Annotated in this window: 34 protein-coding genes; 13 read left to right on the top strand and 21 right to left on the bottom strand. The window is 64.2% G+C overall.

The genetic code is table 11. The annotated features are described in order from the left end of the window. Positions 1-59 precede the first annotated feature (59 nt). The 9 genes from QC826_RS06310 to QC826_RS06270 all read right to left on the bottom strand — a co-directional run bounded on the left by QC826_RS06310 (position 60) and on the right by QC826_RS06270 (position 5,796). Positions 60-491, bottom strand: a complete 432-nt coding sequence (locus QC826_RS06310; protein WP_279764859.1) for a phage tail assembly chaperone — start codon at positions 489-491, stop codon at positions 60-62. Positions 492-589: 98 nt separating this feature from the next. Next, positions 590-1,231 carry a phage tail tube protein gene (locus QC826_RS06305; RefSeq protein WP_279764858.1) on the bottom strand — a complete coding sequence of 214 codons (642 nt, stop codon included), beginning with the start codon at positions 1,229-1,231 and terminating at the stop codon, positions 590-592. Positions 1,232-1,341: 110 nt separating this feature from the next. Further along, positions 1,342-1,695, bottom strand: coding sequence for a DUF3168 domain-containing protein (locus QC826_RS06300; protein WP_279764857.1), 354 nt, complete (start codon positions 1,693-1,695; stop codon positions 1,342-1,344). Then, positions 1,692-2,213 (bottom strand): HK97 gp10 family phage protein, encoded by a 522-nt coding sequence (locus tag QC826_RS06295; RefSeq protein ID WP_279764856.1) that lies wholly within the window; start codon positions 2,211-2,213, stop codon positions 1,692-1,694. Before QC826_RS06295 ends, QC826_RS06300 begins: the two co-directional genes overlap by 4 nt. Then, on the bottom strand, positions 2,210-2,530 hold the full coding sequence (locus tag QC826_RS06290; protein ID WP_279764855.1) for a phage head closure protein: 321 nt from the start codon (positions 2,528-2,530) through the stop codon (positions 2,210-2,212). Before QC826_RS06290 ends, QC826_RS06295 begins: the two co-directional genes overlap by 4 nt. After that, positions 2,527-3,138: a hypothetical protein gene (locus QC826_RS06285; RefSeq protein WP_279764854.1), complete on the bottom strand. Its 612-nt coding sequence runs from the start codon at positions 3,136-3,138 to the stop codon at positions 2,527-2,529. The genes QC826_RS06290 and QC826_RS06285 overlap by 4 nt, the downstream gene beginning before the upstream one ends. Before the next feature lie 113 nt (positions 3,139-3,251). Next, positions 3,252-4,760: a hypothetical protein gene (locus QC826_RS06280; RefSeq protein ID WP_279764853.1), complete on the bottom strand. Its 1,509-nt coding sequence runs from the start codon at positions 4,758-4,760 to the stop codon at positions 3,252-3,254. Between the two features lie 12 nt (positions 4,761-4,772). Then, the gene (locus tag QC826_RS06275; protein WP_279764852.1) at positions 4,773-4,982 is read right to left on the bottom strand and encodes a hypothetical protein; all 210 of its coding nucleotides are present in this window, start codon (positions 4,980-4,982) and stop codon (positions 4,773-4,775) included. A gap of 49 nt (positions 4,983-5,031) precedes the next feature. Next, positions 5,032-5,796, bottom strand: coding sequence for a phage major capsid protein (locus QC826_RS06270; protein WP_279764851.1), 765 nt, complete (start codon positions 5,794-5,796; stop codon positions 5,032-5,034). 13 nt (positions 5,797-5,809) lie between these two features. Here QC826_RS06270 and QC826_RS06265 point away from each other — a divergent pair, with 13 nt between their 5' ends. Further along, positions 5,810-5,947 carry a hypothetical protein gene (locus tag QC826_RS06265; RefSeq protein WP_279764850.1) on the top strand — a complete coding sequence of 46 codons (138 nt, stop codon included), beginning with the start codon at positions 5,810-5,812 and terminating at the stop codon, positions 5,945-5,947. Positions 5,948-6,427: 480 nt separating this feature from the next. Here the strand turns inward: QC826_RS06265 and QC826_RS06260 are convergent, their stop codons facing one another. The 8 genes from QC826_RS06260 to QC826_RS06225 form a co-directional block, all read right to left on the bottom strand. Continuing rightward, positions 6,428-7,099 carry an HK97 family phage prohead protease gene (locus QC826_RS06260; RefSeq protein ID WP_279764849.1) on the bottom strand — a complete coding sequence of 224 codons (672 nt, stop codon included), beginning with the start codon at positions 7,097-7,099 and terminating at the stop codon, positions 6,428-6,430. Between the two features lie 12 nt (positions 7,100-7,111). Next, positions 7,112-8,362, bottom strand: coding sequence for a phage portal protein (locus tag QC826_RS06255; protein WP_279764848.1), 1,251 nt, complete (start codon positions 8,360-8,362; stop codon positions 7,112-7,114). Continuing rightward, complete coding sequence (locus QC826_RS06250) at positions 8,359-10,020, bottom strand: terminase large subunit (protein WP_279764847.1); 1,662 nt, start codon at positions 10,018-10,020, stop codon at positions 8,359-8,361. Before QC826_RS06250 ends, QC826_RS06255 begins: the two co-directional genes overlap by 4 nt. 44 nt (positions 10,021-10,064) lie before the next feature. Next, positions 10,065-10,553, bottom strand: a complete 489-nt coding sequence (locus tag QC826_RS06245) for a hypothetical protein (RefSeq protein ID WP_279764846.1) — start codon at positions 10,551-10,553, stop codon at positions 10,065-10,067. A 120-nt stretch (positions 10,554-10,673) separates the two neighbouring features. Next, entirely contained in the window at positions 10,674-10,889 is a 216-nt protein-coding gene (locus QC826_RS06240; protein WP_279766401.1) for an HNH endonuclease, read from the bottom strand. A gap of 371 nt (positions 10,890-11,260) precedes the next feature. Further along, a complete protein-coding gene (locus QC826_RS06235; RefSeq protein WP_279764845.1) occupies positions 11,261-11,740 on the bottom strand; it encodes a hypothetical protein in 480 nt (159 codons plus the stop codon). Positions 11,741-12,099: 359 nt separating this feature from the next. After that, positions 12,100-14,046: a virulence-associated E family protein gene (locus tag QC826_RS06230; RefSeq protein WP_279764844.1), complete on the bottom strand. Its 1,947-nt coding sequence runs from the start codon at positions 14,044-14,046 to the stop codon at positions 12,100-12,102. Beyond that, on the bottom strand, positions 13,992-14,678 hold the full coding sequence (locus tag QC826_RS06225; RefSeq protein ID WP_279764843.1) for a hypothetical protein: 687 nt from the start codon (positions 14,676-14,678) through the stop codon (positions 13,992-13,994). Before QC826_RS06225 ends, QC826_RS06230 begins: the two co-directional genes overlap by 55 nt. 59 nt (positions 14,679-14,737) lie before the next feature. On the opposite strand from QC826_RS06225, the gene QC826_RS06220 reads away from it, so the two are divergent. Beyond that, positions 14,738-14,986 (top strand): hypothetical protein, encoded by a 249-nt coding sequence (locus tag QC826_RS06220; RefSeq protein WP_279764841.1) that lies wholly within the window; start codon positions 14,738-14,740, stop codon positions 14,984-14,986. 75 nt (positions 14,987-15,061) lie between these two features. On the opposite strand, the gene QC826_RS06215 is transcribed toward QC826_RS06220, so the two are convergent. The 4 genes from QC826_RS06215 to QC826_RS06200 all read right to left on the bottom strand — a co-directional run bounded on the left by QC826_RS06215 (position 15,062) and on the right by QC826_RS06200 (position 16,582). After that, positions 15,062-15,415, bottom strand: a complete 354-nt coding sequence (locus QC826_RS06215) for a hypothetical protein (protein WP_279764840.1) — start codon at positions 15,413-15,415, stop codon at positions 15,062-15,064. Positions 15,416-15,430: 15 nt separating this feature from the next. Next, on the bottom strand, positions 15,431-15,694 hold the full coding sequence (locus tag QC826_RS06210; protein ID WP_313872840.1) for a helix-turn-helix transcriptional regulator: 264 nt from the start codon (positions 15,692-15,694) through the stop codon (positions 15,431-15,433). Positions 15,695-15,705: 11 nt separating this feature from the next. Then, on the bottom strand, positions 15,706-16,179 hold the full coding sequence (locus tag QC826_RS06205) for a YmfL family putative regulatory protein (protein ID WP_279764839.1): 474 nt from the start codon (positions 16,177-16,179) through the stop codon (positions 15,706-15,708). Between the two features lie 178 nt (positions 16,180-16,357). Further along, the gene (locus QC826_RS06200) at positions 16,358-16,582 is read right to left on the bottom strand and encodes a hypothetical protein (protein ID WP_279764838.1); all 225 of its coding nucleotides are present in this window, start codon (positions 16,580-16,582) and stop codon (positions 16,358-16,360) included. 105 nt (positions 16,583-16,687) lie between these two features. Between QC826_RS06200 and QC826_RS06195 the strand changes: the two genes are divergently transcribed. The 11 genes from QC826_RS06195 to QC826_RS06145 all read left to right on the top strand — a co-directional run bounded on the left by QC826_RS06195 (position 16,688) and on the right by QC826_RS06145 (position 22,009). Further along, the gene (locus tag QC826_RS06195) at positions 16,688-17,110 is read left to right on the top strand and encodes a hypothetical protein (protein WP_279764837.1); all 423 of its coding nucleotides are present in this window, start codon (positions 16,688-16,690) and stop codon (positions 17,108-17,110) included. A 514-nt stretch (positions 17,111-17,624) separates the two neighbouring features. Next, on the top strand, positions 17,625-17,960 hold the full coding sequence (locus QC826_RS06190; protein WP_279764836.1) for a hypothetical protein: 336 nt from the start codon (positions 17,625-17,627) through the stop codon (positions 17,958-17,960). A 159-nt stretch (positions 17,961-18,119) separates the two neighbouring features. After that, a complete protein-coding gene (locus QC826_RS06185) occupies positions 18,120-18,308 on the top strand; it encodes a hypothetical protein (RefSeq protein ID WP_279764835.1) in 189 nt (62 codons plus the stop codon). Next, entirely contained in the window at positions 18,305-18,643 is a 339-nt protein-coding gene (locus tag QC826_RS06180) for a hypothetical protein (protein ID WP_279764834.1), read from the top strand. Before QC826_RS06185 ends, QC826_RS06180 begins: the two co-directional genes overlap by 4 nt. A 17-nt stretch (positions 18,644-18,660) precedes the next feature. Continuing rightward, on the top strand, positions 18,661-18,966 hold the full coding sequence (locus QC826_RS06175; protein ID WP_279764833.1) for a hypothetical protein: 306 nt from the start codon (positions 18,661-18,663) through the stop codon (positions 18,964-18,966). A gap of 1 nt (position 18,967) precedes the next feature. Further along, entirely contained in the window at positions 18,968-19,213 is a 246-nt protein-coding gene (locus QC826_RS06170) for a hypothetical protein (protein WP_279764832.1), read from the top strand. A 109-nt stretch (positions 19,214-19,322) separates the two neighbouring features. Beyond that, on the top strand, positions 19,323-19,529 hold the full coding sequence (locus QC826_RS06165; RefSeq protein WP_279764831.1) for a hypothetical protein: 207 nt from the start codon (positions 19,323-19,325) through the stop codon (positions 19,527-19,529). Positions 19,530-19,554: 25 nt separating this feature from the next. Beyond that, entirely contained in the window at positions 19,555-19,881 is a 327-nt protein-coding gene (locus QC826_RS06160) for a hypothetical protein (protein WP_279764830.1), read from the top strand. 55 nt (positions 19,882-19,936) lie between these two features. Beyond that, on the top strand, positions 19,937-20,698 hold the full coding sequence (locus QC826_RS06155) for a hypothetical protein (RefSeq protein WP_279764829.1): 762 nt from the start codon (positions 19,937-19,939) through the stop codon (positions 20,696-20,698). Positions 20,699-20,986: 288 nt separating this feature from the next. Next, positions 20,987-21,448, top strand: coding sequence for a hypothetical protein (locus QC826_RS06150; RefSeq protein ID WP_279764828.1), 462 nt, complete (start codon positions 20,987-20,989; stop codon positions 21,446-21,448). A gap of 15 nt (positions 21,449-21,463) precedes the next feature. Further along, positions 21,464-22,009, top strand: coding sequence for a PRTRC system protein E (locus tag QC826_RS06145; RefSeq protein ID WP_279764827.1), 546 nt, complete (start codon positions 21,464-21,466; stop codon positions 22,007-22,009). Positions 22,010-22,011: the final 2 nt, after the last annotated feature.

The raw sequence follows: 22,011 nt of genomic DNA, 5'->3' as shown, positions 1-22,011 counted from the left end.
GAGGAACGGGCTGGTTTCCTTCTTGTCGGCCCGCTCGTAGAACGCCGCCGCCGCCGCCCTTAGTTTCCCAGGCGGCCTTCGGTCATCGCGGTGCGGTACGACTGGATGATGGTCGTCGCGGCCAGCGGCAGTTCGTCGACCAGCTGCTCGACGGCCTCGCGGTCGAACGGAACGTCCAGGTTCCAGCCCTCGACCACGTCCATGATGTAGTCGGCCTGGCGGGTCGCGTTCTTCTCGTTGGCGGTCGACTCGCTGGCGCCCAGGTTCGGCGCCGGTTCCACGCCCTCGGCGATGGCGGCCTTTGCCGCGGCGATTTCGGCCTCGCCGTCGGCCTTGATGACGTCGAGCATGCTGTCGACGAAGGCGGCGAATTCCTTGCGCGAGCGGTACTTGTAGGTGATCTTCATGGTGCCGACGGTGCCGTCGAGCATGGGGAAGGACAGTTCCTTCGTGAACGATTTGGGCGGTTTGCCGAGGATGATTTTTGCCATGGTGTTCTTTCGCGGGTGAGGTAAATGCCCGTGCCAGCCGCCGCGCCCGCGAAGGCGACGGCAGCCGGCCGGTGCTCGGTGACGGCTTGCGCCGGGGTTTAGTAGGAGATCGAGCGGCCCAGCAGCGCCAGGGCGGCGTCGACCGTGTTGACCTGGTTGTTGTTCAGCTTCGGCATCTCGGACACGCTCATGTAGCCGTAGCCGTAGGTGACGGCGCCGCCGTTCAGGACCTGCTTGAAGGCGACCTTCTTGAGCGCGCGGCTGATCTTGACCATGGTCTTATAGTTCGCGTTGGACGCGTCGTGGCCGAGGCTCAGCGTCACGCTCGTCGCGTTGAAGCCGGTCGGGATCTTGATGCCGTTGCGCTTCGCCAGCGGATTGACGTCGGTGAACTTGGGGTCGCCGCCGCTACTGCCGATGGTCAGCACCTGGGGGATCGCGATCCAGGTGCTGATTTTTTGCGTGGTGCCGACGCCCGAGCCGGCCGGGAAGAAGTTGACGTCGGAGGCGTCGAGGCCGTCGATGCTGTAGGTATCGGCGGTCAGCACGGTGACTTTGAACACGGTGTCGGTCGCGTCCTCCCAGCCGATGTTGAACAACAGCTCGTCGCCGGAGGTGTAGCCGTGGGCCACACTGGTGGCGATTGCTGGGTCGGCGTTGGTCAGCGCGGTGATGGTCTTCGCAGCCGCGAAGGTTTGCGAGAACTGCTGGCTGCTGCCCTCGGGGAAGTTGTAAGCCATGGTGGCCCTTTCTAGTAGACGAAAAAAAACCGCATTTCTGCGGCTGGTTGCGCCCTATTCGGGCAAGAAAATGGCCCGCCGTGGCGAGCCTTGAGTTGAATTCGTCGGGTCTACCGATCGCACCAGATGGTGAAGTCCTGGCGGCTGCAGTACACGGGGATGTCGGAGTCGAAGTCCGACGCCGGCGCGGCCACCGGCCGGGCCTGGAAGGTAGTCGCGAGGATCAGCGCCGCCTCGATGGCCTTGGTCGCAGCCTTAGCCTCGGCCCGGGTGTCGGCCCATATGTTGATCTGGATTTCGGCGTTTTCCTTGTCCGGCACCTCGTTGGCCAGCGGGGTGATGACGGCGCCGCCGATCTGCTGAAAGGTGAGGTACGGCCGCGCGGTCGTCGGCGGCGCGAAGTCGGTGAAGGTGCGCGCGCAGACGGTCTTCAGGATGGCGACCAGCTTGGCTTCAAGCGTCATCCGATCTCCTCGAGCAGCTTGGCGGCCGCAGCGTCGGCTGCTGCCGAGAACTTGCTGGCGGCCGGGCGAACGAACGGCTTGGCCGCCACCTGCTTCGGCGCCGGCAGCGTGACGTAGTAAGCGTCCTTGGCCGCCTGCGATGCGCCACGGCGCGGCTTCGGCTTGCCGCGCATGCCGGCGCGGATCGCCGTGTACCAGTTCCCGTCGCTGCCGACGAAGGACACGTAGCGTTGGATGTGGCCGAACTCAACCAGGCCGCCGTGGGGCGCCTTGCGCTGGTTCCAGCTGACATGGTAGGTGGCGTGGCCCGGGCCGCTGTTGGTCTGCGAGTAGACCTGGTAGATGGAGCGGGCCAGGTTGCCGGATTTCTGGCGGATGCCCTGGGCGTTGCGCTTGACCTCGTCGTACAACACCTGGGAGGCGGCCTGGGCGGCAGGCCGCGCGGCCGCTTCGGCGGCATCGCCCATTTCGTGCAGCATGGCGTTCAGGCCGCTCAGGTCGACGTGCAGCATGGTCATTGGATCACCTCGCAAACCAGGTCGATGTGGATTTTCCGCTGCAGGTCGGGCAGCACGGCCAGCACGTTGTAGGTCGTGGCGCCGTGCACGACACGCATGCCAGCGTTCAGGCCGGCGCGGTGGCGCAGGCGGATCGAGGCGTTGACCGTCGAGGTGACGGCGCCGGCCTTGATCGTTTCCAGGCCGCCGGTGGTGCGGATGTCGGCCCAGGGCTGGGCGACCGTCGTCCAGGTGTCAATCGGCTGGCCCTGGTCGTCGCTGCCGGCGGTGCGCTCCTGGATCAGCACCTTGTGGCGCAGGGTGGCGGCGAAGCTCATGCGTAGCACCGGCAGGCGTCGAGCAGGCCGTCCAGGTAGGACGACTGCACGGTGTCGCGTTCCAGGCGGGTGGCCGGGTCGAACTGCTCGACCAGCTTGGCCAGCAGGTAGAGCCGGACGTTTTCCGGCGTCGCCGCCGGGTCGGCGCCGTGGCCGCATACGACGGTGACGACGACCGAGTCGAGCTCGCCGGCGGTGGCCGGCCAGCTGTCGCCGCGCGCCGGCACCAGGAAGCTCTCGTAGGCGCGGCGGATCGGCTTGTAGCCGGCCGGGGCCAGGGTCTGCTCGATGCCGTCCAAGTCCAGGTACTTGACCGACGTCACGCTGATGACCGGGTGCGGCAGGCTGAGCGCCGTCGGGATGGTGCTGGAGCAGGCGTCGCCGAGGCGATGGCAGGAGACGCCGGGGAACTCGTCCAGGCGAACCTGCCAGGTCTGCTCCATCAGGCACTGGCCGATGTCGTGCTCGGCATTGGCGATCACGCCCTTGATCCACGAGGTGATCAGGTTGTCCATGTCGGTCACGTCGGCGTCGACGCGCAGGCTGGTCTTGGCCTCGGCCAGCGTGACGGCCAGGACGGTCGGGGCGGCGGTGCGGATTTTGGTCATGGGGATTCCTTGGCCACGCCCAGGCTAGCGCAGCGCGCATAGGCTGCGGCCAGGCTGGCGTAGCTCTCGGCGCTAGGCAGGCCGGCGCCGTTTCCGGTGGTGAGGGTCATGGTTTAGAGGGAAGCTATGATTTGCGCCGTCGCCTTGGCCCGTTCACGATGCAGGGCCGCCAGCGGGTGCAACTCATTCGTGACGCTGCCCGTCGCGTAATAGCCGAAAGGGTTCTGATCCTCCCACGTGCGCAGGCGCTGGTGCATGTCGTTCCACACCACACCAGGTCGCGCGTCCACTACCGCCTTCAGCGCGACAACGTATGACCGCTGGGTGGCGAGAGACACGGTGGCGTTTTTGATCGGGAAGTTAGTTGTTACCATCACGTCGCCCGAGATAGCGGCAGCGTCGATAATGCTTGCCATGCTGGCGGAGTACACCGCCGGAGTTGTGGCGAGGTATTCATCATTCGTGCCGAGACAAAGCTCAGTGAAATGGGGGGCGACAAACTTCAGCGCATTAATTGGGGCCCAGCCGTTCGCGCTTTTCGCCCAATCTACCGAGGTCGAACTGCCCCAGCCCATGTTAAAGACCTGGACGCATTTTTCGTTGGAGTTGTACCCGACGATACCGGCGATATACACCGAACCGGAGCCGACGTAATTGATGTTGATTGGGTTCGCATTGCCGAGAGCGCCGATAAAGGTCGTCTTGGCGATACCACTGGCGGCCGAGACCGTCGATACGTTGGGGCCGTCCGCGTCGCCGGTGCGGGTGCATTTGAAGGTGCCAAGGGCCGGGTTGGTGTAGTAATACACGTCGAACGTGTCGCACATGCCATTCGGAAGAAAGCCGAATGCGCTCACCGTACCGCTGTTGGTAAATGCCCGGCCGCCGAGGCTAAACAGAGTCGTCCCCGAATACACGGACCAGCCGGAACCAAAAGCCTTGATGCGAGGATCGTATGCCTGCGGCGCCAAGCCCGAGGGTTGAAAATTCTGATCCCCCCAAAAACTATCGGAATTGGCAGGCGTGCCCGAGGAATTCAGCAGCGCGGCCAGCACTGCCGGCGCGCTAACTGCGCGGCAATTTGTCCCATTGTCGATACCGAGCGCCCATACCCCCGCCGTGGTGGAGTCCCCGAGCAAAGCGGCGCGGACATTGCCCTGTCCCGCCCTCATGGCGGCGAGTGCGGCGCGCAGTTTAGGAAAGCTTTGCGTGATGGGCGCTGCGATGTTGACTGTTGCATTGTTGCTGGCGATGTAAGCGGCATCTTTTACGACCGCCCCCAGCACCGCAGCCCCCACCAGCACATCCGTGCTGCCAGGCTTGCTGGCGATGGAAAGACTGGCTGTGGCGAGGCCACCATCCAACGTGGCGCGGCGTAGATACAGGGTGTCGACCTGGAGATTGATAATTAACTCGGCGCCGTCGTCGCGCCCCAGCTTCACCCAGGTGCCAGAGTTGACCTTGTATTGCAACGCGCAGGCGATACTCGTGTTGGTCAGCGTCACGCCGGAGGATGCCACAACTAAGGGGACGGCAACGCCTGCACTGTCAGGCGCCGCGGTGACGGAGACGGCCTGCGTAGTCGTCTCGACGGTGGCCGACACGGGAATCTGTTTTGCCATTGCGTACCTCAGTTATTTCGTGGTTTTCTTCTGCGCGGCGGCAGGCTTTTTCGGCAGTTCGGCCGCCTTGGCCGCCTTGGCCACCGTGTACTTCGCGGCAGCGCAGTCCTCGACCAGGTGCTTGGCAAACTCGCTGTCTGTGCGCAGGATGGTGCCGGTACTCAGCGTGCCGTAGCGGGCGGTGATGGCTTGCCCGGTGATCTCAACTTCGACCAATTCCATGGTCATCTCCTTGATGCCGGGGCCGGCGTTGCGGCCGGCCCCGGGGCGATTACGCCGGGGTCAGGTCGCCGTAGCGGGCGGCGGCGGGCTTCTCGACGGTCAGCGCCAGGCGGCGCATGGCGCGCACGCTGACCAGACCGAGCTGGAAGTTGTTTTCGTCGGAGTCGGACAGGTCCAGGACGATCTGCTCGCGGTCGTGCAGCGTCGCGGCCTGGGCCAGCGAGCCCACCCACACGTTGTCGGAGACCATCGCGTTGCTGGCGACGACCGGCAGGCCGAACAGCACCGGTGGAACCGACGAACCCGGGTCGCCGAGGATATAGCGGCCCTGCGAGTCCTTCGTCAGGCGCAGGGTCCACCAGTCCGCCGTGTTCAGGATCACCACGTCGGCCGGGTAGTCGGCCAGCGCGCAGTCACCGATCATCTTGCCGATCAGGTCGAAGCGGTTGGTCGGCGAGAGGTTGAGCGCGGTCAGCGCCGCCGCCGTGTAGCCGTGGGCAGTGAAGTTGCCGGCGGTGGTCAGGCCGCTCAGGTTGGGCGAGGTGCCATTGCCAGAGACGAGCTGATTTTCGACACGCAGGTTGACGCCGTAGACCATGCGGCGGTTGATGTAGGCGGCCATCGCCGCGTTGTCCATGGCCAGCTGGCGCGTGACCTTGACGAAGTGGGCGATGTTCTGCACCGGCATGGTGCCAGGCGTGAAGGTGATGCTGGACTGCGGGATCTGGATGCCCTCGGCGGTCTCGGCCGCCGCGTTGGTGAAGACGTTCTCGCGCACCCAGTCGATGGCGTTCGAGCTGGTCGGCAGGCGCACCAGCAGGTCTTCGATGGTGAACAGGCGGAAGGCGCCCTCGACGACGCCGGGCCGGCGCTCGCTGAAGGTGTTGGCGATGGCGTTGGTGACGGTGTTCTTCAGCTCCAGGCCGATCGAACCGCGACCCGTCTTCTTCTGGAAGTCGGCGTAGCCGGCGTCCTTGACGAACTGGCCGCCCAGCGTGGCGTCGGCGGCGGGGGCGTCGGCGGGGGCGGTGGACTTCTGCTCGAGCTGCAGCAGACGGTCCGCCAGGGTGCGCTGCTCGATGCCGATGGTCTCGATGGCGGTCTTGGTGTCGGTCGTGACTTTGCCGAAGTCTCTTCATTTCGGCGGTCGCCTTCTCCGAGATCGCGTTCATCTTGGTCTCGACCGAGTCCAGCGCCTTGAGGATGGCGGTGCCGTCGATCTCACCGGTGAGCAGCAGCACGCCCATGCCGGTGATGGCGGCGGGGTCGTGGCCCAGCATGCCGGGCATGTCGACGCCGAGGGGCCTGGGCCGCGACGGTTGCGACGGCGAACGCCATCAGGATGACGGCGCGCAGGGGGATACCGAACAGGGTGGTACGTTTCATGGTGGTCCTTTGAATGTAAAAAGCCGCCCGGAGGCGGCTGGTGGCTGCGGAATGCGCGTCTATGCGGCGAGGCGCTGAATGCGCTTCAGGATCTCGTCCGCGTGCTTCGCCTCGACCTGTGCGGCGGCGTCCCGCACGCCGAACAGGTTCTTGGCGCGGGCGGTCAACGCTTGCGCCGCCCCTTTGCTGAAACCGCCTGCATCCCGCAAGAAGTATTCAAAATCTCGGATGGTCTCGACCAGGGCGATCTCGTCCGCGAAGGACTTGACGCTGGCCTGGTCGACCCGGGCGAACTTGTCGGCCGGGAAGGTGACGATGGAGGTCTCCGCCAGGCGGGTCACCTTCTTGATCGTGCGGCCGCCGGCGGTCTCGTCGTAGTCGCCCTTGGTCAGGCTGTAGCCGATGGACATGGAGTCGAGCGTGCCGTGCTTCAGCGCGGCGCGCACCTCGTCGGCCAGCTGGTTGCCGGGCGTGAACTCGCCGGTCAGCAGCAGGCCGTAGTCGTCCTCCACGGCCTTGGTCCATTTGCCGATCGGCACGGCGTAGGCGTCGTGGTTGAAGAACATCTTCGGCATGCCGTTGACCTTCAGGGTCTCGGCGTAGGCGCCCTTGACGATGGTGTCGCCGTAGGAGTCGACGTTGCCGAACGTCGAGGCGTAGCCCTGGAAGGTGTTGCCCTCCCCCTCCACCTTGAATTGCACGGCGGCGAGCGCCAGCAGCTTGCGTTCCATGTTGTTTCCTTGTTATTGCGCGAGGTTGTTGCCGTTTCCGCCGGAGGCGGGCTTGATCTTGCCGAGCATGTCGAGCGGCGCCAGGTTGGACTGGGCCGTCAGCACGTCGGTGCCTGGCATGTACGGCCAGCCTTCGAGCTGTCGGACCTCGGCGCGGGTTACCAGGCCGTTCTGGACGTTCTTGGCGTTGATCTCGGCGCGGTCCTTCGGGTTGCCGCGCAGCAGCGCGTCGAGGCTGAACTCCACCGCCATGCTGGCGCGCTGGCGCGGCGTCATCACGCGCTTGCGCAGGGCCTGCTCGATGTTGATCAGCGTGGGGCGGATCGATGTGGTGTAGAAGCCCTGCACGATCAGCTCGATGCCGGTACCCCAGGCGGTTACATCCGAGTGGTGCACCAGCACCGGCGGCACGTCGAACCAGCGGCACAGCTCCTCCACCCCGTATTTGCGGGTGGCCAGCAGCTGCATCTGCTCGGGCGACAGCGACAGCGCCTCGTATTTCATGTTGGCTTCCAGCACATGCAGCCGGGCCGTGCTGCCCTCGGCCATGTCCAGGAAGTTCTTCTTGACCAGGGCGCGCTGCTCGGCGTTCATGAGCTTGTCGATCATCAGGATGCCGGTGGGCTTGCCGCCCGATGCGAACAGGCTGCTGGCGGCGGCCTGGGCCTTGGCCACCTCGTCGGTGGTGGCGCGCATGAACTCCAGCTTGGCCAGCCCCTCGGTGCCGTTGCCCAGGTTCTTCAGGTGCAGCACGCTGGCCGCGTCGAGCACGGCGATGTCGTTGCCGAACGAGTAGAGGTAGACCATCGAGCCGTCCGGTAGCACGCGGCTCTCGACCTGGTCGGCCGGCATCGGCCACAGGGCCAGCGCCTCGCCGGCGGCATCGCGCTCGATGCGGGCGTAGGCGCGGCCGCGCAGGTCGTAGTTCATCATCATGGCGCGCCAGAACTCGAAGGGCGTCATGCGGCTGTTCGGCGACTCGTGCAGCAGCTGGTACAGCCGGCTGGTCCGGGCCAGAGCCTTCTCGCCGCCCCGCGTCTCGTAGACGAACAGCGGCAGGCTGGCGACGGTGGTCGCGCGGCGGTCGATACAGGCCCAGATGGTGCTGATCTGCAGCGCGCCGTCGACGCCGACATTACCCAGGCCGGAGATGAGCGGCGTGCTGGGCAGCGAATTTTGCGGGCCGCGCGTCTCGCCGATGGCACCGCCGCGACCGATCCACTTGCCGCTGAACCACGCGCCGACAGTGTTAAGCAGGCTCATGTGCTAATTGGTGCGCTGAGGTAATCATCAATGTTTCCTTCGTCTTCATAAGATACGACGCGGCTCAGGGCCATGACGGTTGCGACAACGCCGTCGATGCGGCCGCTGGCGTTTGACTTCTTCTTGTCGGGACGGAAATTCCCGTTCGTATCGAACAGCAGCGCGGTGTTGGCGGCGCACCAGCGCAGCACCGGATTGCCGCCGTGCTTCAACCTCATGCCGTACACCAGCTCCTCCAGGCGCTTGCTGCCGGGGTGCATTCCGCCGGTGTTCTGCGGCACCTCCACCAGCGGCACGCCGGACTCGAGCAGTTCGTTCGCCAACTGCAGCGCATTCCAGCGGTCGAAGCCGATCTCGCGGATGTCGTATTCGCGCATGGACTCGAGGATGCGCAGCCGCACCGGGTTGTAGTCGGTGACGTTGCCGGCGGTGCCGGTGATCCAGCCCGCCTCCTCCCATGCTTTGTAGGGCGCGGCGTCGTCGTGCTCTTCCGCAGCGATCTTCGCCGTCGGGCACCAGAACCACACCAGCACATGCCAGTCGCCGCCGTCCTCGCTGGGCGGAAACACCAGCGAGTAGGCGGTCAAGTCCCGCGTCGAGCCGAGGTCGAGGCCACCGAAGCAGGCCCGGCCCTTGAGCATCGCCGGGTCGAATTTCTTGTTGCCCTTGTCCCACACGCTGATGTCGAACCAGCCATCGGCGCTGTTGCACCAGATGTTCAAGTCCTTGGTCAGGAAGTTGGCGCGCGCGCCGGGCAGGGCGGCCGCCTTGCGGGCCATGCCGCGCATGTACTCCAGCGTCTTCGACTTGCCCAGCCCGGGGTTGGCCTTGTACCAGACCGCCTCGTTGAAGGGGTCGTCGCCTTCGTCCAGCGTGTAGATGTAGCCGAAGAAGGCGTCGTCGATTCGCTTGCCCTCCAGGACTGAAATCAGGTAGGAGCGGATCTCGGTGCAGATGCCGTCGAGGATGAAGCCCGCCGTCGTGATCGCCGACAGCAGCGGCTGCATCCGGGCGCCCAGCGCGGACTCCATCACGTCCCACACGTCGCGGTTCCGCTGCGCGTGCAGCTCGTCGAACAGGATTGCCGACGGGTTCAGGCCGTCCAGGTTCTCGGCGTTGGCCGGCAGCGGGGCGAAGACCGAGCTGTCCAGCTCGACCTTCTCCTGGTTCAGGCCGCCGTAGACCTTGAACGACCTGGCGACGCCGGCGGACCGGCGCACCCAGCGCTTGATGTTGTCGAACGCCGGCTTGAACACCGTCATGGCCTGGGCCCGCGTCGTCGCGACCGCGTAGACCTCGGCGCCGACCTCGCCATCCATGCTGAACAGGTAGGCGCCCTGCGGCCCCTTCCATGTCGACTTGCCGTTCTTCCTGGCCACCTCCTCGTAGCCGCGATTGAAGCGGCGGCCACCGTCGTCGATCCGGCGCCAGCCGTACAGCACGGCGGTCCAGAACTTTTGCCAAGGGTCCAGCAGGATCGGCTTGCCGGCCAGCGGCCCCTTGATGTGGACGAAGAACTTCTCGATGTAGTTGATGATGTGCCAGCCATGGGCCGGCACAAACGCCAGCCCTCGCGCACCGGCCTTGACCAGGTCGGTGTAGTGGCGAGCCACTGCCAAGTACACCAGCCGGCCGGTCAGGATGTCGCCGCGCAGCACCGGCAGGCCGTATGTCTCGTCCCACTCGTGCAGCTCGGCCGGGGTTAGTTCAAGGACCCTCTTGCGGGTGAGCTGGTAGCGTGGTTTACGAGATCGCCGAACAGGTCGTCTTGGCCGCCCTTCTCGCCCGTGTCCTTTCGGACCCGCGCCAGCGACGGTATCGTCAAGCATGCTTTTGGTAGCCATTGTCCCAACTCCATTTTGAGCCGCTTCTCGTCGTCAGCCCACGGTGTTGGCGTTGCCCATCCAGTTTTTGATGTTTGCGATCGCCCCTTATCAGCGCATTCCTTTGACGCTGCGATCCAGTCGATGAAGGTCCGCACGATGACGGCCAGCGGCATGCCGGCGGTCAGGTGCTCGACGCCAGCCAGGCGCAACGACTGGCAGATATAGTCGTAGACCTCGCGCTCGTCGGACTTCAGTCCGATCACAGGCGGTGGGTCGGGCGAAGTGACCTCCGCGCCGGCCGATGACTTCACTTGCGAAGCGCCAACGGCAGGAAACGATGCGGCGAAATTGGTTTTCATGTTCATGCTGTACCTTGCTATGGTCCGAGTTCAACCCCTAGGGGGTAGTTTCCGCTTCCCATAAATTTGCAGGGAACATGTCGGTTTCCCGTGGCGGCGGGCCTGACTTTCGACCCGCCCTCCCCCTCACCGGCCGCCGGACGTCCGGCGCCGGCCTCGCTGCGCCTCCAGCGTGCTCTTGGCGTCGTGGCAGGCCTCACACAGCCCCTGCTCGTTTGATTCATCGTCGAGGCCACCTTCAGCCAGCGGGATCACGTGGTCGCGCTGGGTGGCCGGTACTGCCCGGCCCTGTCGACGGCACTCCACGCACAGTGGGTCGCGGCTGAACAAGGCGGCACGCATCGCCTGAAGGCGCCGGCCGGTGATCCGGGTGACCGGCTTCGCCTTCACCCAAGCCGCACGCGGATGCTTTGGACATCGACCACTACCATCCCGGACCAATACTCTGCAGGTAGGGAAGCTACACGGACGGGGAGCCGAGACCGGCATAGGAACTCCTATGTGAACTTACTTGTGCCCGGACCGTGGATCTTGGCGGCGCGGAGGGCGATGTTCATGCGGGCCAGCTCCATGAGCATCATCAACCACGCACGCTCGGATTGCATATCCATGACCACCTCGAAAAAGCGAACGCACAATGCAAAAAGCCCACGTCATTTCTGAGGTGAGCTTTTCTTTAGGCGAGCAGAGTCGGCCTGAACCCGAATAGTAACCTAGAACAAAGTGGCCGTGCAAATGTTTTTCTTGAGCTTCACACCGAGCTCCGCTTTCGCTTCAAGCGACACCAGCGCCAGATCGGCCCCTGCGAATCGCCAAGGCGTGCCGACGCCGCACGAGGCGTAGATGGCCCACCTGTGCACGGTCTTCAGGCTGTCGATCATGGCGTCGGTCGCGGCGGCGATCCGGTTGTCACTGGCATGCTGGGCCTCGTGGATGTCATAGCCACCACCGTCACCGGCCAATCCGCCCATGGTCTTGACACCCATATCACGGTCGGAGTCGCTACCCATCCATGCCTTCCACAACTCGAGGCACAGTTCGAGTGGGTCGGGCGCGGTCCATGGCCCTACCGCCACCGCGCGCACCACGGGCGCCACCTGGTTCGGCGCCACTGGGGTCTTGTCGACAAAGACCAGGTCCGCGACCGCCTCGCACTTGCCACGCCAGCCCATCGTCAGTGTTTCTCGTTTCATCGCGCACCCCTATCTGGAAATTCATCTGCGTTTCTGCCCTGCTGCTGACCGGCCCCGCAGCCAGCTACCACTTGGGCGATGGCGACCCTTACATTCATCGGCATGCTTGCTCCTCTGCTTTGAGACAGCCCTCTTTCTCTGTCCTATTGTCCCAATGTCCTAATGAAAAAGAATGAATATGCACGTGCGCATGTGCGCGCATGCGCGCCCCCGCATCACGCGCCCACGCACCACACGCGGGCACACGCACACACGTGGAGGCATTGGGACGTTGGGACGTTGGGACATTGGGACAACTGCGCCCCTGTCCCAATGTCATGTCCCAACCGTTTGCGCAATGGGACGCTGGGACGCGATGATTAAAGCGGGCCATCGTCGATCTCCTTCATCGCCGCTTCCAGCTCGGCGGCCGGCCGCACGTACACCCAGTCCCGCTTGCCGGCCGGCCCCTTGGGTCCGCGCCGGCGGTGCCACTTCATCTCGGCCATGCAGCGGCCCACGCGCTGCTGCTCCGGCCTGGTCCACTTGGCCAGGTCCAGCTTGAGCGCCTCGCGCAGGATCTCGGGCATGGTGCATTGGTTCTTGCCGACCAGGTAGTCGCGGATCTCGGTGATGTAGGCATCGCCCACATAGCGCTCGTCCTGCTCCTCCTCGAACATCTCCTTCTCGGCCGAGGTTGGCCACCACTCCTCGCCCGCCTGGAAGCGCGCCACGGCCTCGGCCCAGATCTGGTCGCGGTCCTCGGTCAGGCCGGCCAGGTCGACGGTGGTGACCTTCACCGGCCAGTAGCGCCGGTTCCCGGTGTCGTCCTTGAGGTAGGCGTCCGAGTTGGTCGTGCCGGCGAACAGCTGCTGGCGCGGCACGTCGCTGGCCCGTTTGCCGTAGAAGTCCCGGTAGCGGTCGACGTACTGACCGAAGAACAGTTTGGCGCCCGTCGATTCCGCCTTGTTGAAGCTGTCCAGCTCGGCCAGCTCGACGAGCCATTTGCCACGGATGACGACGTAGGCGTCCTTGTCGCCGAGCCTGAACGGCGCGTCGGTGAACCAGTCGCCGCCCAGCACCTTCAGCGCGGTCGACTTGAAGATGCCCTGCTCGCCTTCCAGGATCAGCACGTTGTCCGCCTTGCAGCCCGGCCGGTAGATGCGCGCCACGGCCGCGATCAACCACTTGCGTGCGACCGTGCGGTTGTACAGCGTGTCCTCGGCGCCCAGCCGGCTCACCAGCCAGCCGTCGAGCCGCGCCACGCCGTCCCACACCAGCGCGCCCAGGTAGGCGCGCACCACGTGGTACTTGCACAGGTCGGCGGCCAGCACCACCGCGCCCATCACCACGTCTTGGCGCGGCGCGAAGCCGAACTGCTGCTGCATCCACAGCGTGCAGCGCAAGTCGTCCTTGTCCGACCACTCGCCGCACTCGGCGCCGACGAACGGCGGCAGCTTCAGCTTGACGACCTGGCCGCTGAACTCGTCGTAGGCGATGACGCCCTTCCAGTTGTCGTGGTTCTCCAATATCAGGTAGACGTTCGACAGCGTGGGCAGCACGTTGCCCTTTTCGCTGCGGCTAAGGCGGAACTTCCATTCATCCTCATCGCCGGCGGGCGCGCCCGCGCCATCGCCGGGTAAGTCCGGCGGGCCACCACCACCCGCCGCAGCGCCAGCGGACGTCGCGGCGGCGGCCGCCTTCTTGCGGCCGGCCAGCGGGATGACGTTGTCGGCCTCCGGCACCAGCAGCTCGCGCGGGCCGTCCGGAAGCATCGCGCCGGCGCCGGCGACGTCGCCATCGTCCGCGCCGGGGTTGAGCGCGGCGAAGATCGCGGCCTGCAGCTGGGCGGCCACCTCGTCGAGCGATTCGTTGACGTGAAGGTCGTTGAAGTCGCTCCACTTGTTGTCGCCCCGCTGCGCAAAGCGCGGCACCACGATGGAGGCGTTGCCGACGGCGCGCGCCGCCTCGGTGGCCTTGGCCACGCCGGTGTTGACGAAGGTGGTTTGCTTCATGGCGCGGCCGGCGCGCGCGTCGATGTCGATGAAGGGCACGCCGCGCGCGTCCTTGCGCCAGTCGGCCAGCACCTTGACCATCGTGCCGTCCGTCGCCGTCAAGGTGCGCTCGACGCCGTCGATCTCGATGGTGCAGGTCAGCTTGATGTGCTTAGCCGCCCAGGTCTGCATGCGAGTGGCCAGCAGGTGGTCGTCGTCGGCCGCGATGAGGATATGCATGTCGGGATGGCGCGCGCGCATCATCTGCGCGATCGCCATCAGGTTGCCGGCGTTGAACGCCACATAGCCGGCCACCGTGTCCTGCAACGCCATGCGCGAGGAGCGGGCCGTGGCCCACCCCTCCCACAGGATACCGACGCTGTCGTCGGGGCCGAACCTGCCGACCGGGCAGCAGGCCCCTGCATGGCCACGCCGTGGTTGAAGCGCTTGGTGCCGTCGGGCTCGATCTTCTGTAACCCGACCAGGCGCGGCGGCTCGCCGGCGGCCAGCACCACCATCGGGATCAGCACGGTGCCGTCCAGCTGGTAGCGTACGCCTGGCGCTGTGACCTGCTTGCGGGCGACGTAGTCGGACTGGCCATCGGCGCTGGCGGCGCCCCACTGCTGGCCGGCGCGCACGGCCGCGTTGCTGGCCTCCTGCTGCTTGCGCGCGACCTCGGCCGCCTCCACCTCGCGGCGCTTCTTCTCGGCGGCGGCGCGGTCGACCGGCGTAACGCCGGACCAGTCCATAGCGATGTCTTCCCGGTTCTCGTTGTCGCCCTGCCAGCAGCCGTAGCAACCGCTGACCAGCACCTGGCCGTCCCCGGTGGTGAACTCCATCACCCTGTACCAATACTTCTTCTCCGGGCCGTAGCGGTGAAACTTGCCGTCGACCTTGGGGTGGCCCGCCGGGAGCTTCGCACCGTTGCCCTCGATCTGCTCCTTCGCCTGCTCAAACGTCGCCATCGACACCTCTACCAGTATGGTACATAATGCTTAAACTATAACTTTTAGGAGATACTTTCATGCGCACTTTCCCAATGCTTGAAACTGAAGAGGCGCGCCAGGTTGCCGAGGGAACTGTTCAAACCGTAAACGCCCTCATTTGCTGCCTGGCGCTGAAGGGGCTTGACCTTGCCGAGTTTCTTGACGACCTGGAGGCGTACCGTGAAACGTGCAGCGGTTCGCTGAACAAGGTGGCCGACGAAATGTTGTCTCGCAGTGTGCTGTCGCTGCGGCGTACCGTTCGCGATTTGCCTCAAAAAAACGCCTAGCACCATCGGACTCAGCCCGATCAAAGTCATCCATTTGGGTATGTTTCATATCGCTATCTCCTGTTGAAAGTTCCGCTAATTCGATTGGGCGCTGGTTATCTTTCCATGCATTAGCGCCCATTCGACCCTGATCTGCTGTTCGACCTTCAATACAAATTCTTCCGTTTTTTCCTGCCTTAGCGCGGCCAGGTAGGCGTGCCGCGAGGGCTTGTCCGCCAGTAGACACACGTGGCGCGCCATGCGCAACAGCTCCCACTCCACCATGATCGCGGCCTTGAGCGCCGCATCGAACTCGGCGCCGTGCTTCGCGCTGAGGTCGGCCACCAGGTTGCGGCGCTTTTGCTGATCGTCGATCCGGCACACGTGCCGGGCCAGGCAAATCATCTTCCACTCCTCGGAGCGGGTGTCGATCACGGCGGGCGCGGGCATCGCGGCGCGCCCGGCCTAGGCCTGCGTGCCGCGCACGCGCGGCGCACTGCCCTTCTCCCGCAGCTCGGCCACCGGCACGCCGAAGGTCTCGTGCATGTTGAGCAGCAGCGAGTCGCCGAGCGGCAGCTTGTAGTGGCGCAGCTTGCTGATCACCGGCGGGGCCACCTCCAGCTTGCGCGCCAGGGCGGCGTCGTTCTTCAAGCCGGCCAGCTCGCGCAGGTGGTCGAGCAGCGCGTTCGGCCCGGTGGATTTGACTTGCTCGATGTTTGCCTGTTGCATGGTTCCTCCGTTCATTTTTGAGTGGCCGGCGCTGCCGAGGTGGCGGCCGGGGTGCGGCAGTAGACGCGGAACATGGTGCCCATCAGTTCCTTCATCGTTTTGTGCATGGCCTGCTCGATGTGCTCCAGCTGGGCGCGCTCGCGGCTGTCGATCTCGCCGTCGGCAATGGCCGTGGTGTAGGTCTTCGACAGGTCGCCGATCTCGGCGTACAGTTCATGGAACTTGGCCAGCAGGTCGGCGCCGTCCAGCTCGCCGGCCTCGGGCAGGTCGATATAGACGCCGCCCGTCGCCTGCGCCACGGCCTGGGCGAAGTGGGTGGAACCGGCGTAGCGCTGGATCAGCAGCGCGGTGTCCACGCGCATGCCGGAGCCCTTCACCTCGTAGACGCGCGCCTCGAGCTGCGACTTCGTCATGCCGAGCGTGCCGGCGGTGCCAGGCCAGCCATGCACCTTGATCATTTCTTGATATGCCTGGAGCAGTTCCACAGTATTCCCTTCTTTTCTTGGGTTTTTAACTACTATTAAAATTGCTATATTGCTGAAATAGGATGGCTTTTTAGAACCGGGGAGCGTGATGGAGTACAGTGTTGATTTCAAAACGACAATGATAGGAAGCGCTTTCCGGATGGCAATGCAGAAGGCAAAAAAAGCCAACGCAGGTGCGTTAGCCTTCCTTCACCTTCAGCAAAAGCAGCTCACCAGCTGGCCGTAGGAACAATTCCGGGTACTTCAACTTCTGCCTCGCAGGAATTCCCCGCGTCGTCCAGTTTTGAACTCGCTGCACGCCGCCTCTAGCTTTGTCAAAGCCAAGCTGCTCTGCAACCTTGGTCGGGCCGCCATAGGCTTCGATCAAGGCCTTGTCCGCTTCGATGTCCGATGATTTTTCCATAGGCGCCATTAAACACCATGTTTAACAAAAATGCAAACGCGGCGTTTAACAACATAGCGTTTACTTGTCGGATCATTGCAGCGTTCAGTTAAAAGGGAGATTTACATGCACGCCCACATGGAGCGGCTTTACCAAGCGGCGAAGAAGGCCAAGAAGCTCGGGGATAAAGAGGGCCAGAGTGCGGTCGCCAAAATGCTCAATATTTCACCTCAACGGGTGAACAATTGGGAGGCACGCGGGATTTCGAGTGAAGGCTTACTCGAAGTACAACGCATATTCGGATGCAATGCCATATGGATCCGGGATGGTGTCGGTCCGATGCTCTTAGCTGGAAATGAGGAGGATCTGGTCAAGATCCAAAAGGCGGACGAGGTAGCCACAGAGCTTGCCTATGTCAGCTTTCGCGATATAAAGCTTCTGACAGCCTACCGCAGCAGTACCGAGCGACGCCGGCAGGAAATTGAGATTGCTGCTGGCATCTGGGCGCCCGCCCAGGCGGCCGAACACGCTGCCGCCGGAACCCGTTAACACGCTGCATCAAACTGCGACGCGCTTTACTGAGGGCGCGTGATCGTTGCAAATAACCAATCGTAAGACTGCCACCGGGGCCTGCGCGGGCCACGCTTTGGCATAAAAAACTGCTGTTTCCAGTAGCTTCTCCCTCGCCTCTTGATCCATGTTTTCGTACGCCTCTAATAGTCGTGGAAACCTTTTCATTTACCCTCTGATTTAGTGTATATGTTTCAACTATATATTGCATAAAGCAACTACATAGTTCGGACTAGGCAGCAATTCCCACGCCAACTCGTCAACGAATTGTCACAAATTCTCTCACCACACCCCCTGCGAAGCTTCTAACACGTACTCACAAGCGGGTAAACACAACGCCTCCCGCCCCCTCAAAAAACCCATCAGGAAAACATTGCGTTTAGGAAAATGCGCAAATTATAAACATAGTGTTTGCACTTGAGTTAAACATAGTGTTTAATACGGTCACTGCAACGTTTAGAACTCAATCGTTCCGACAACCCAGAGGCCAGCCATGCAACAAAGCGAGAAGCGCAAACCAAAACACAAACTTCCCCTAACTCTTCCAGTCCAATTTGGCCTGAATGACGGCAGTAACGCACACCTCTTGGTTGATGCGAAGAGCGTTGTTTTTGGCAATTTGTTTGGGATCATGCATCACCTGAGTGTTTCCGAAGCGAGGGCAGATTCGCGCAGCAGCCGCGGTGTACGTACCGCTGAGTTCCTTGTTCACGCAATGAACGCGCACGACCTGCAATCCCTAGCGCTACGCAAGATCGCCGCCACATCAAGTAGCAAGCGCATCACCCAAATTGCCCTCGATGCCCTCAAAAAGGCAGGCGAGCTGTGACCACCACACGGGGCGCTACCCAGCCCACCCCCAACAACTCACAGGCCCGCGCCAACTACCTGGACGCCGGCGGCTATGCCCTGCACAGCACATCCGGCGAGTTCCTCGGCAACACGGTGCACTCTGCCCACGACCGACATCACTTCCGCCGGGCTCAGCATGCTCGCCGGCCAAGGCCTGTATCTCCAGCCAGCGGTGACGCTGCTCGCGGCCGAGACCATGGCACACCTCGAACAGCTGCTGGGTGCCTGCACCGCCGCCGACCGCGACTACGAGCGGGGCGGCGCCGTGTCGGCCGAGACCATCGGCGCGATCCGTACGCTGCTGCTGAAGCGGAGCGCCGCATGAACGCCCGGCACGCCATGCGCCTGCTGGCGAAATGCGCCGCCGACGCGCGCGAGTGCTATCCGTCGGACCGTGATCGGCGCGCGCACTTCTTCGTCGCCTCGCTCAGCCGCGAGCTCAAGCGACCTCGGCGAGCCGCTCGCCGCCGTCCTGGCCGAGCTGGTCAAGTCCGAGTCGGCGGCCGCAGCATGAGCGCCTTCACCGTCAAGGTCTGCCTGCTCAACCTGGCGCCGCTGAACTACTTCGCCATCGGCGCCGGCAGCGCCGCCGTGGCCGAGGCCGAGGCGCGCCGCTTCGCCGCCTGCGGCGCCTGCGGCATCACCGTCAAACCCCTATAACCACCGAGAGAACCAGCATGCAAACGACCGACCACCCCACCCCTGTCGACGCCCAACTGGACGAGATCATGCGCCGGGCGTTCTACAGCGGCCGCGCGCCACGCAGCGCGCCCTACAAGGACGGCGCCCGCGCGCTGCTCCGCGCGCGGCTGACGAACGGGACGTTCAACTTCCCCGCCGACATGGTGCTGGGCACCGCCGAGGCCGATGCGTTCTTCGCCGGCGTCGACGAGGGGCGGCACCTATGGAGCGAGCAATTCGCCCTCCAGCAGATCCAGACCATCAAGCAGCAAATCCCGACCACCAACCACCAGGAGATCTAGCATGGCAAAAGCAAAAACCAAGGCGCCGGCCGGCGCCGTCTTCATCCACGGGCCTAAAGGCTGTGGCAAGACCAAGAACGCCGCCGCCCTGTGCGCGCACTACGGTAAAAGCGAGGCGGTCGACTACGACCACGACACCAAGGCGATCCCGGACGACGTGATCGTCTTCCTGCAGGAGCCGAATCCCAACTTCCCGCGCGCCATCGCGTTCGCCGACGCCATGCGCGCAGCCGGCCTGGACGACTAGGCACATGACGACGATCTTGCACCTCTACCGCTTCTACCGCCGCCAAGGCGCGAACTGGCGCAAGGCGGCCAGGCAGGCCATCCACGTCTACCGGAACGGGTTCTAGCCGATGGCCGTCGCCGACTTCACCACCGCCGAGCTGCAGCGCGCCTACCGCGACTGCAAGCTGCTCAACACCACGTTCGAGCAGGCCATGGGGAACGCGGCGATGGCCATCGCGATCCGCCGGCTGGCCGACTGCAACCGGCGCCGCCTGGCGCGCACGCCGCCGGCCCGCTTCGACCACAAGCGCGCAGCAGCAAACGATATCGATTAACCGCAGCACCAACCAGGAGAAGCAGATGGACAACCAGCACCAGAAAATTAAAGGCTACCGCGACCTGTCGCAAGCCGAGATCGACATGATGAACAAGGTGAAAGCCAAGGGCGAGGAATTGCGCGCCCTGATCGCCGAAGTGGCGGCGACGGTGATCAAGCCGACGCCGATCTTGACGGACGAAGCCGGCATCGACGGCGATGGCGAACGCGCCCTCATCGCCGGTGTGGAACAGCCGGCCCTCGAATACGAGGGCGACGACCCTGGCTACTGGATTCGCTTCGCCGACAGCACCTTCCGCTGCGGCCTGATGTACCTGACCCGCGCCATCGTGCAGCCGACCTCCTACTAACCACCAACAGTGGTGCGGCGCCCAGCGGCGCCGCTAAGCCAATCAAGGATTCCCCATGGATTCGCATTTATCCCCGCACGCACCCGAGATGTCCGCCGCCGCAATTGCCAGGGCCAGTTTACGCTGGAGCGCCGCCGCTGCGACCGGCCACTCGCCCTACCTCGAACGCAAGCAGGTCACCGCGCCGGAAGTTCGCTATGAGCCGGACGGAACGATCCTGGTTCCTGTGTTTGCCGCTGGTCATACCGCCGAATGCGAATTGGCGGGGCTCCAAATGATCCAGCCCGACGGGACAAAGCGCTTCACCCAGGGCATGTACAGCGGAGGCGCGTATTTACCCATTGGAGCGCCGAAGGCAGGCCATGACGCCATCTTCCTCACCGAGAGCTATGCAACCGCCCGCACGATCCGCATGGCGACCCACGACACGCTGCCGGGCTATGCGGCGTTCAGCGCCCACAACCTTCGCATTGTGGCCAATGTCGTGCGCGAAGCACTCCCCCATGGATTCATCCTCATCTGCGCGGATGACGATTCACACGGGGTTGCCGCAGCGGTCGAAGCGGCAATGGCCATTGGGAATGCAGGTGTAGTTGTGCCCCGTTTTAAACACCGGGGAGGCCATCGCTACGGCGATTTCAACCGCCTGTATGTCGAGGAATCTCTGGCCACGGTCGAGCTTCAACTCACCCATGCGCTGGCCAGTACGGAGCGCCAGGCAGAGGTGCGAAAGCAGGCACTTTCCTACATCAAACGGGCTTGTCCTCCGTCGCACCTCGCCCATAGTGAGTCACTCCAAACCAATCGAAGCACGTGATGGTACGAGTGGCTATTTCCAGAAGCCGAAGTGCCACGTCTTCACTGGAGTCGAGCCCCCTCCGGAACTCGAAACAGCAACCGGAAGCGCCATCGTAAGAGGCGCTCTTCACGAAAAAATGGATGTCTTCGGCCTTTGCAGCGGCAGCAAACTCCTCCAACTCGACGATTTCGTCGGGTTTGTCGCGGAGGGATTCGATGGCAATTTCATGTTCGGACTCATTGGATAACGGCACAAGGCCTCCTGATTTTAAGTTAATAAAAATCCATTCTCTCACAACAGCCAAAAATGAAGACACCCGCCCCAATCACCCGCTTCGACCCGAACACGCCGGTCGACCTGTCGCCGCTGCGCATCGGCGAATTCGACGTGCGCCGCGCGCGGCTGCCCGGCACCAACTACCTCCGCTACAGCACCATGCACGGCGAGGAAGTGGCCGGCCGCCAGATCAGCTATCCCACGGCCGCCGACTGCGCCGGGCACATCCGCAACTACACGTCGCCGACGACAGGCCGCCGCCAACGCGCCGCGATGCTCGACACCGACCTGCACGACAACATCATCGGCGTCCTGCGCACCAAGGAGATGGACGCGCGCGACCTGTGCCGGATGTTCGCCAAGACCTCGACCGTGATGGCGCCGGTGCTGTCGATGCTGATGGCCGAGCAGCGCATTGCGCAACGCGGCACCGAGCGCCGCCCCATCTTCACCGCACCGGCCGCACCGGTCCAACACCCCGCACACCCCTAAAACGAAGGAGCAACGATGTTCACTGAACTGGAGGCGCTGGCGCGCCAGGAAACCCTGCTGATCACGGTCAGCGCCGAGAGCGGCGGCCGCCTGCGCGTCGGCGTCACCTCGGCGCCGAAGGACAGCAAGACGGCACCGTCGCTGAGCCCGATCTCGCTGGTGGCCACCGCCGCCGAGCTGGACGCCGGCCTGGCCGAGGCGCTGACCATCTGGCAGGCGCCGACGCTGTCGCTGGCCGAGCAGGCGCGCGCCGCCGTCGGCGACTCGGACAAGGGCAAGGCCGCGCCGGGCGGCGACGGCGCGCCGGCGGCCGCCAAACGCAAGCCGGGGCCGAAGCCCAAGGCACCGCCGGCGACGCCGACGGCGGGCGGCGACAACGCGGCGCTGGCCGACGCGCTGGAGAGTGCCGCCAACGGCCTGGCGGGCGCGGACGGCGGCGCCGCCGAGCAGGACGCGGCGGACGTCGACGGCGCCGCCGAGAAGCCGGCCGGGCAGGAGCAAGCGCCCACCGCGCCGACGAGCAGCGAGGTCGTCGACACATTCACCCTCGAGATGTTCTAAGG

This window comes from Rugamonas sp. DEMB1 (genome assembly GCF_029834475.1).
Lineage (GTDB): Bacteria > Pseudomonadota > Gammaproteobacteria > Burkholderiales > Burkholderiaceae_D > Rugamonas > Rugamonas rubra.
This window is presented reverse-complemented; position numbering and strand designations above follow the sequence as displayed.

Excerpts from the sequence above, each read along its gene's own strand:
- QC826_RS06310 (WP_279764859.1), bottom strand. The coding sequence starts at position 491 with ATGGCAAAAATCATCCTCGGCAAACCGCCCAAATCGTTCACGAAGGAA.
- QC826_RS06305 (WP_279764858.1), bottom strand. The coding sequence starts at position 1,231 with ATGGCTTACAACTTCCCCGAGGGCAGCAGCCAGCAGTTCTCGCAAACC.
- QC826_RS06300 (WP_279764857.1), bottom strand. The coding sequence starts at position 1,695 with ATGACGCTTGAAGCCAAGCTGGTCGCCATCCTGAAGACCGTCTGCGCG.
- QC826_RS06295 (WP_279764856.1), bottom strand. The coding sequence starts at position 2,213 with ATGACCATGCTGCACGTCGACCTGAGCGGCCTGAACGCCATGCTGCAC.
- QC826_RS06290 (WP_279764855.1), bottom strand. The coding sequence starts at position 2,530 with ATGAGCTTCGCCGCCACCCTGCGCCACAAGGTGCTGATCCAGGAGCGC.
- QC826_RS06285 (WP_279764854.1), bottom strand. The coding sequence starts at position 3,138 with ATGACCAAAATCCGCACCGCCGCCCCGACCGTCCTGGCCGTCACGCTG.
- QC826_RS06280 (WP_279764853.1), bottom strand. The coding sequence starts at position 4,760 with ATGGCAAAACAGATTCCCGTGTCGGCCACCGTCGAGACGACTACGCAG.
- QC826_RS06275 (WP_279764852.1), bottom strand. The coding sequence starts at position 4,982 with ATGGAATTGGTCGAAGTTGAGATCACCGGGCAAGCCATCACCGCCCGC.
- QC826_RS06265 (WP_279764850.1), top strand. The coding sequence starts at position 5,810 with ATGGTGAACAGGCGGAAGGCGCCCTCGACGACGCCGGGCCGGCGCTCG.
- QC826_RS06260 (WP_279764849.1), bottom strand. The coding sequence starts at position 7,099 with ATGGAACGCAAGCTGCTGGCGCTCGCCGCCGTGCAATTCAAGGTGGAG.
- QC826_RS06255 (WP_279764848.1), bottom strand. The coding sequence starts at position 8,362 with ATGAGCCTGCTTAACACTGTCGGCGCGTGGTTCAGCGGCAAGTGGATC.
- QC826_RS06245 (WP_279764846.1), bottom strand. The coding sequence starts at position 10,553 with ATGAACATGAAAACCAATTTCGCCGCATCGTTTCCTGCCGTTGGCGCT.
- QC826_RS06240 (WP_279766401.1), bottom strand. The coding sequence starts at position 10,889 with ATGCGTGCCGCCTTGTTCAGCCGCGACCCACTGTGCGTGGAGTGCCGT.
- QC826_RS06235 (WP_279764845.1), bottom strand. The coding sequence starts at position 11,740 with ATGAAACGAGAAACACTGACGATGGGCTGGCGTGGCAAGTGCGAGGCG.
- QC826_RS06230 (WP_279764844.1), bottom strand. The coding sequence starts at position 14,046 with ATGGCGTTGCAGGACACGGTGGCCGGCTATGTGGCGTTCAACGCCGGC.
- QC826_RS06225 (WP_279764843.1), bottom strand. The coding sequence starts at position 14,678 with ATGGCGACGTTTGAGCAGGCGAAGGAGCAGATCGAGGGCAACGGTGCG.
- QC826_RS06220 (WP_279764841.1), top strand. The coding sequence starts at position 14,738 with ATGCGCACTTTCCCAATGCTTGAAACTGAAGAGGCGCGCCAGGTTGCC.
- QC826_RS06215 (WP_279764840.1), bottom strand. The coding sequence starts at position 15,415 with ATGCCCGCGCCCGCCGTGATCGACACCCGCTCCGAGGAGTGGAAGATG.
- QC826_RS06210 (WP_313872840.1), bottom strand. The coding sequence starts at position 15,694 with ATGCAACAGGCAAACATCGAGCAAGTCAAATCCACCGGGCCGAACGCG.
- QC826_RS06200 (WP_279764838.1), bottom strand. The coding sequence starts at position 16,582 with ATGGAAAAATCATCGGACATCGAAGCGGACAAGGCCTTGATCGAAGCC.
- QC826_RS06195 (WP_279764837.1), top strand. The coding sequence starts at position 16,688 with ATGCACGCCCACATGGAGCGGCTTTACCAAGCGGCGAAGAAGGCCAAG.
- QC826_RS06190 (WP_279764836.1), top strand. The coding sequence starts at position 17,625 with ATGCAACAAAGCGAGAAGCGCAAACCAAAACACAAACTTCCCCTAACT.
- QC826_RS06185 (WP_279764835.1), top strand. The coding sequence starts at position 18,120 with ATGCTCGCCGGCCAAGGCCTGTATCTCCAGCCAGCGGTGACGCTGCTC.
- QC826_RS06180 (WP_279764834.1), top strand. The coding sequence starts at position 18,305 with ATGAACGCCCGGCACGCCATGCGCCTGCTGGCGAAATGCGCCGCCGAC.
- QC826_RS06175 (WP_279764833.1), top strand. The coding sequence starts at position 18,661 with ATGCAAACGACCGACCACCCCACCCCTGTCGACGCCCAACTGGACGAG.
- QC826_RS06170 (WP_279764832.1), top strand. The coding sequence starts at position 18,968 with ATGGCAAAAGCAAAAACCAAGGCGCCGGCCGGCGCCGTCTTCATCCAC.
- QC826_RS06165 (WP_279764831.1), top strand. The coding sequence starts at position 19,323 with ATGGCCGTCGCCGACTTCACCACCGCCGAGCTGCAGCGCGCCTACCGC.
- QC826_RS06160 (WP_279764830.1), top strand. The coding sequence starts at position 19,555 with ATGGACAACCAGCACCAGAAAATTAAAGGCTACCGCGACCTGTCGCAA.
- QC826_RS06155 (WP_279764829.1), top strand. The coding sequence starts at position 19,937 with ATGGATTCGCATTTATCCCCGCACGCACCCGAGATGTCCGCCGCCGCA.
- QC826_RS06150 (WP_279764828.1), top strand. The coding sequence starts at position 20,987 with ATGAAGACACCCGCCCCAATCACCCGCTTCGACCCGAACACGCCGGTC.
- QC826_RS06145 (WP_279764827.1), top strand. The coding sequence starts at position 21,464 with ATGTTCACTGAACTGGAGGCGCTGGCGCGCCAGGAAACCCTGCTGATC.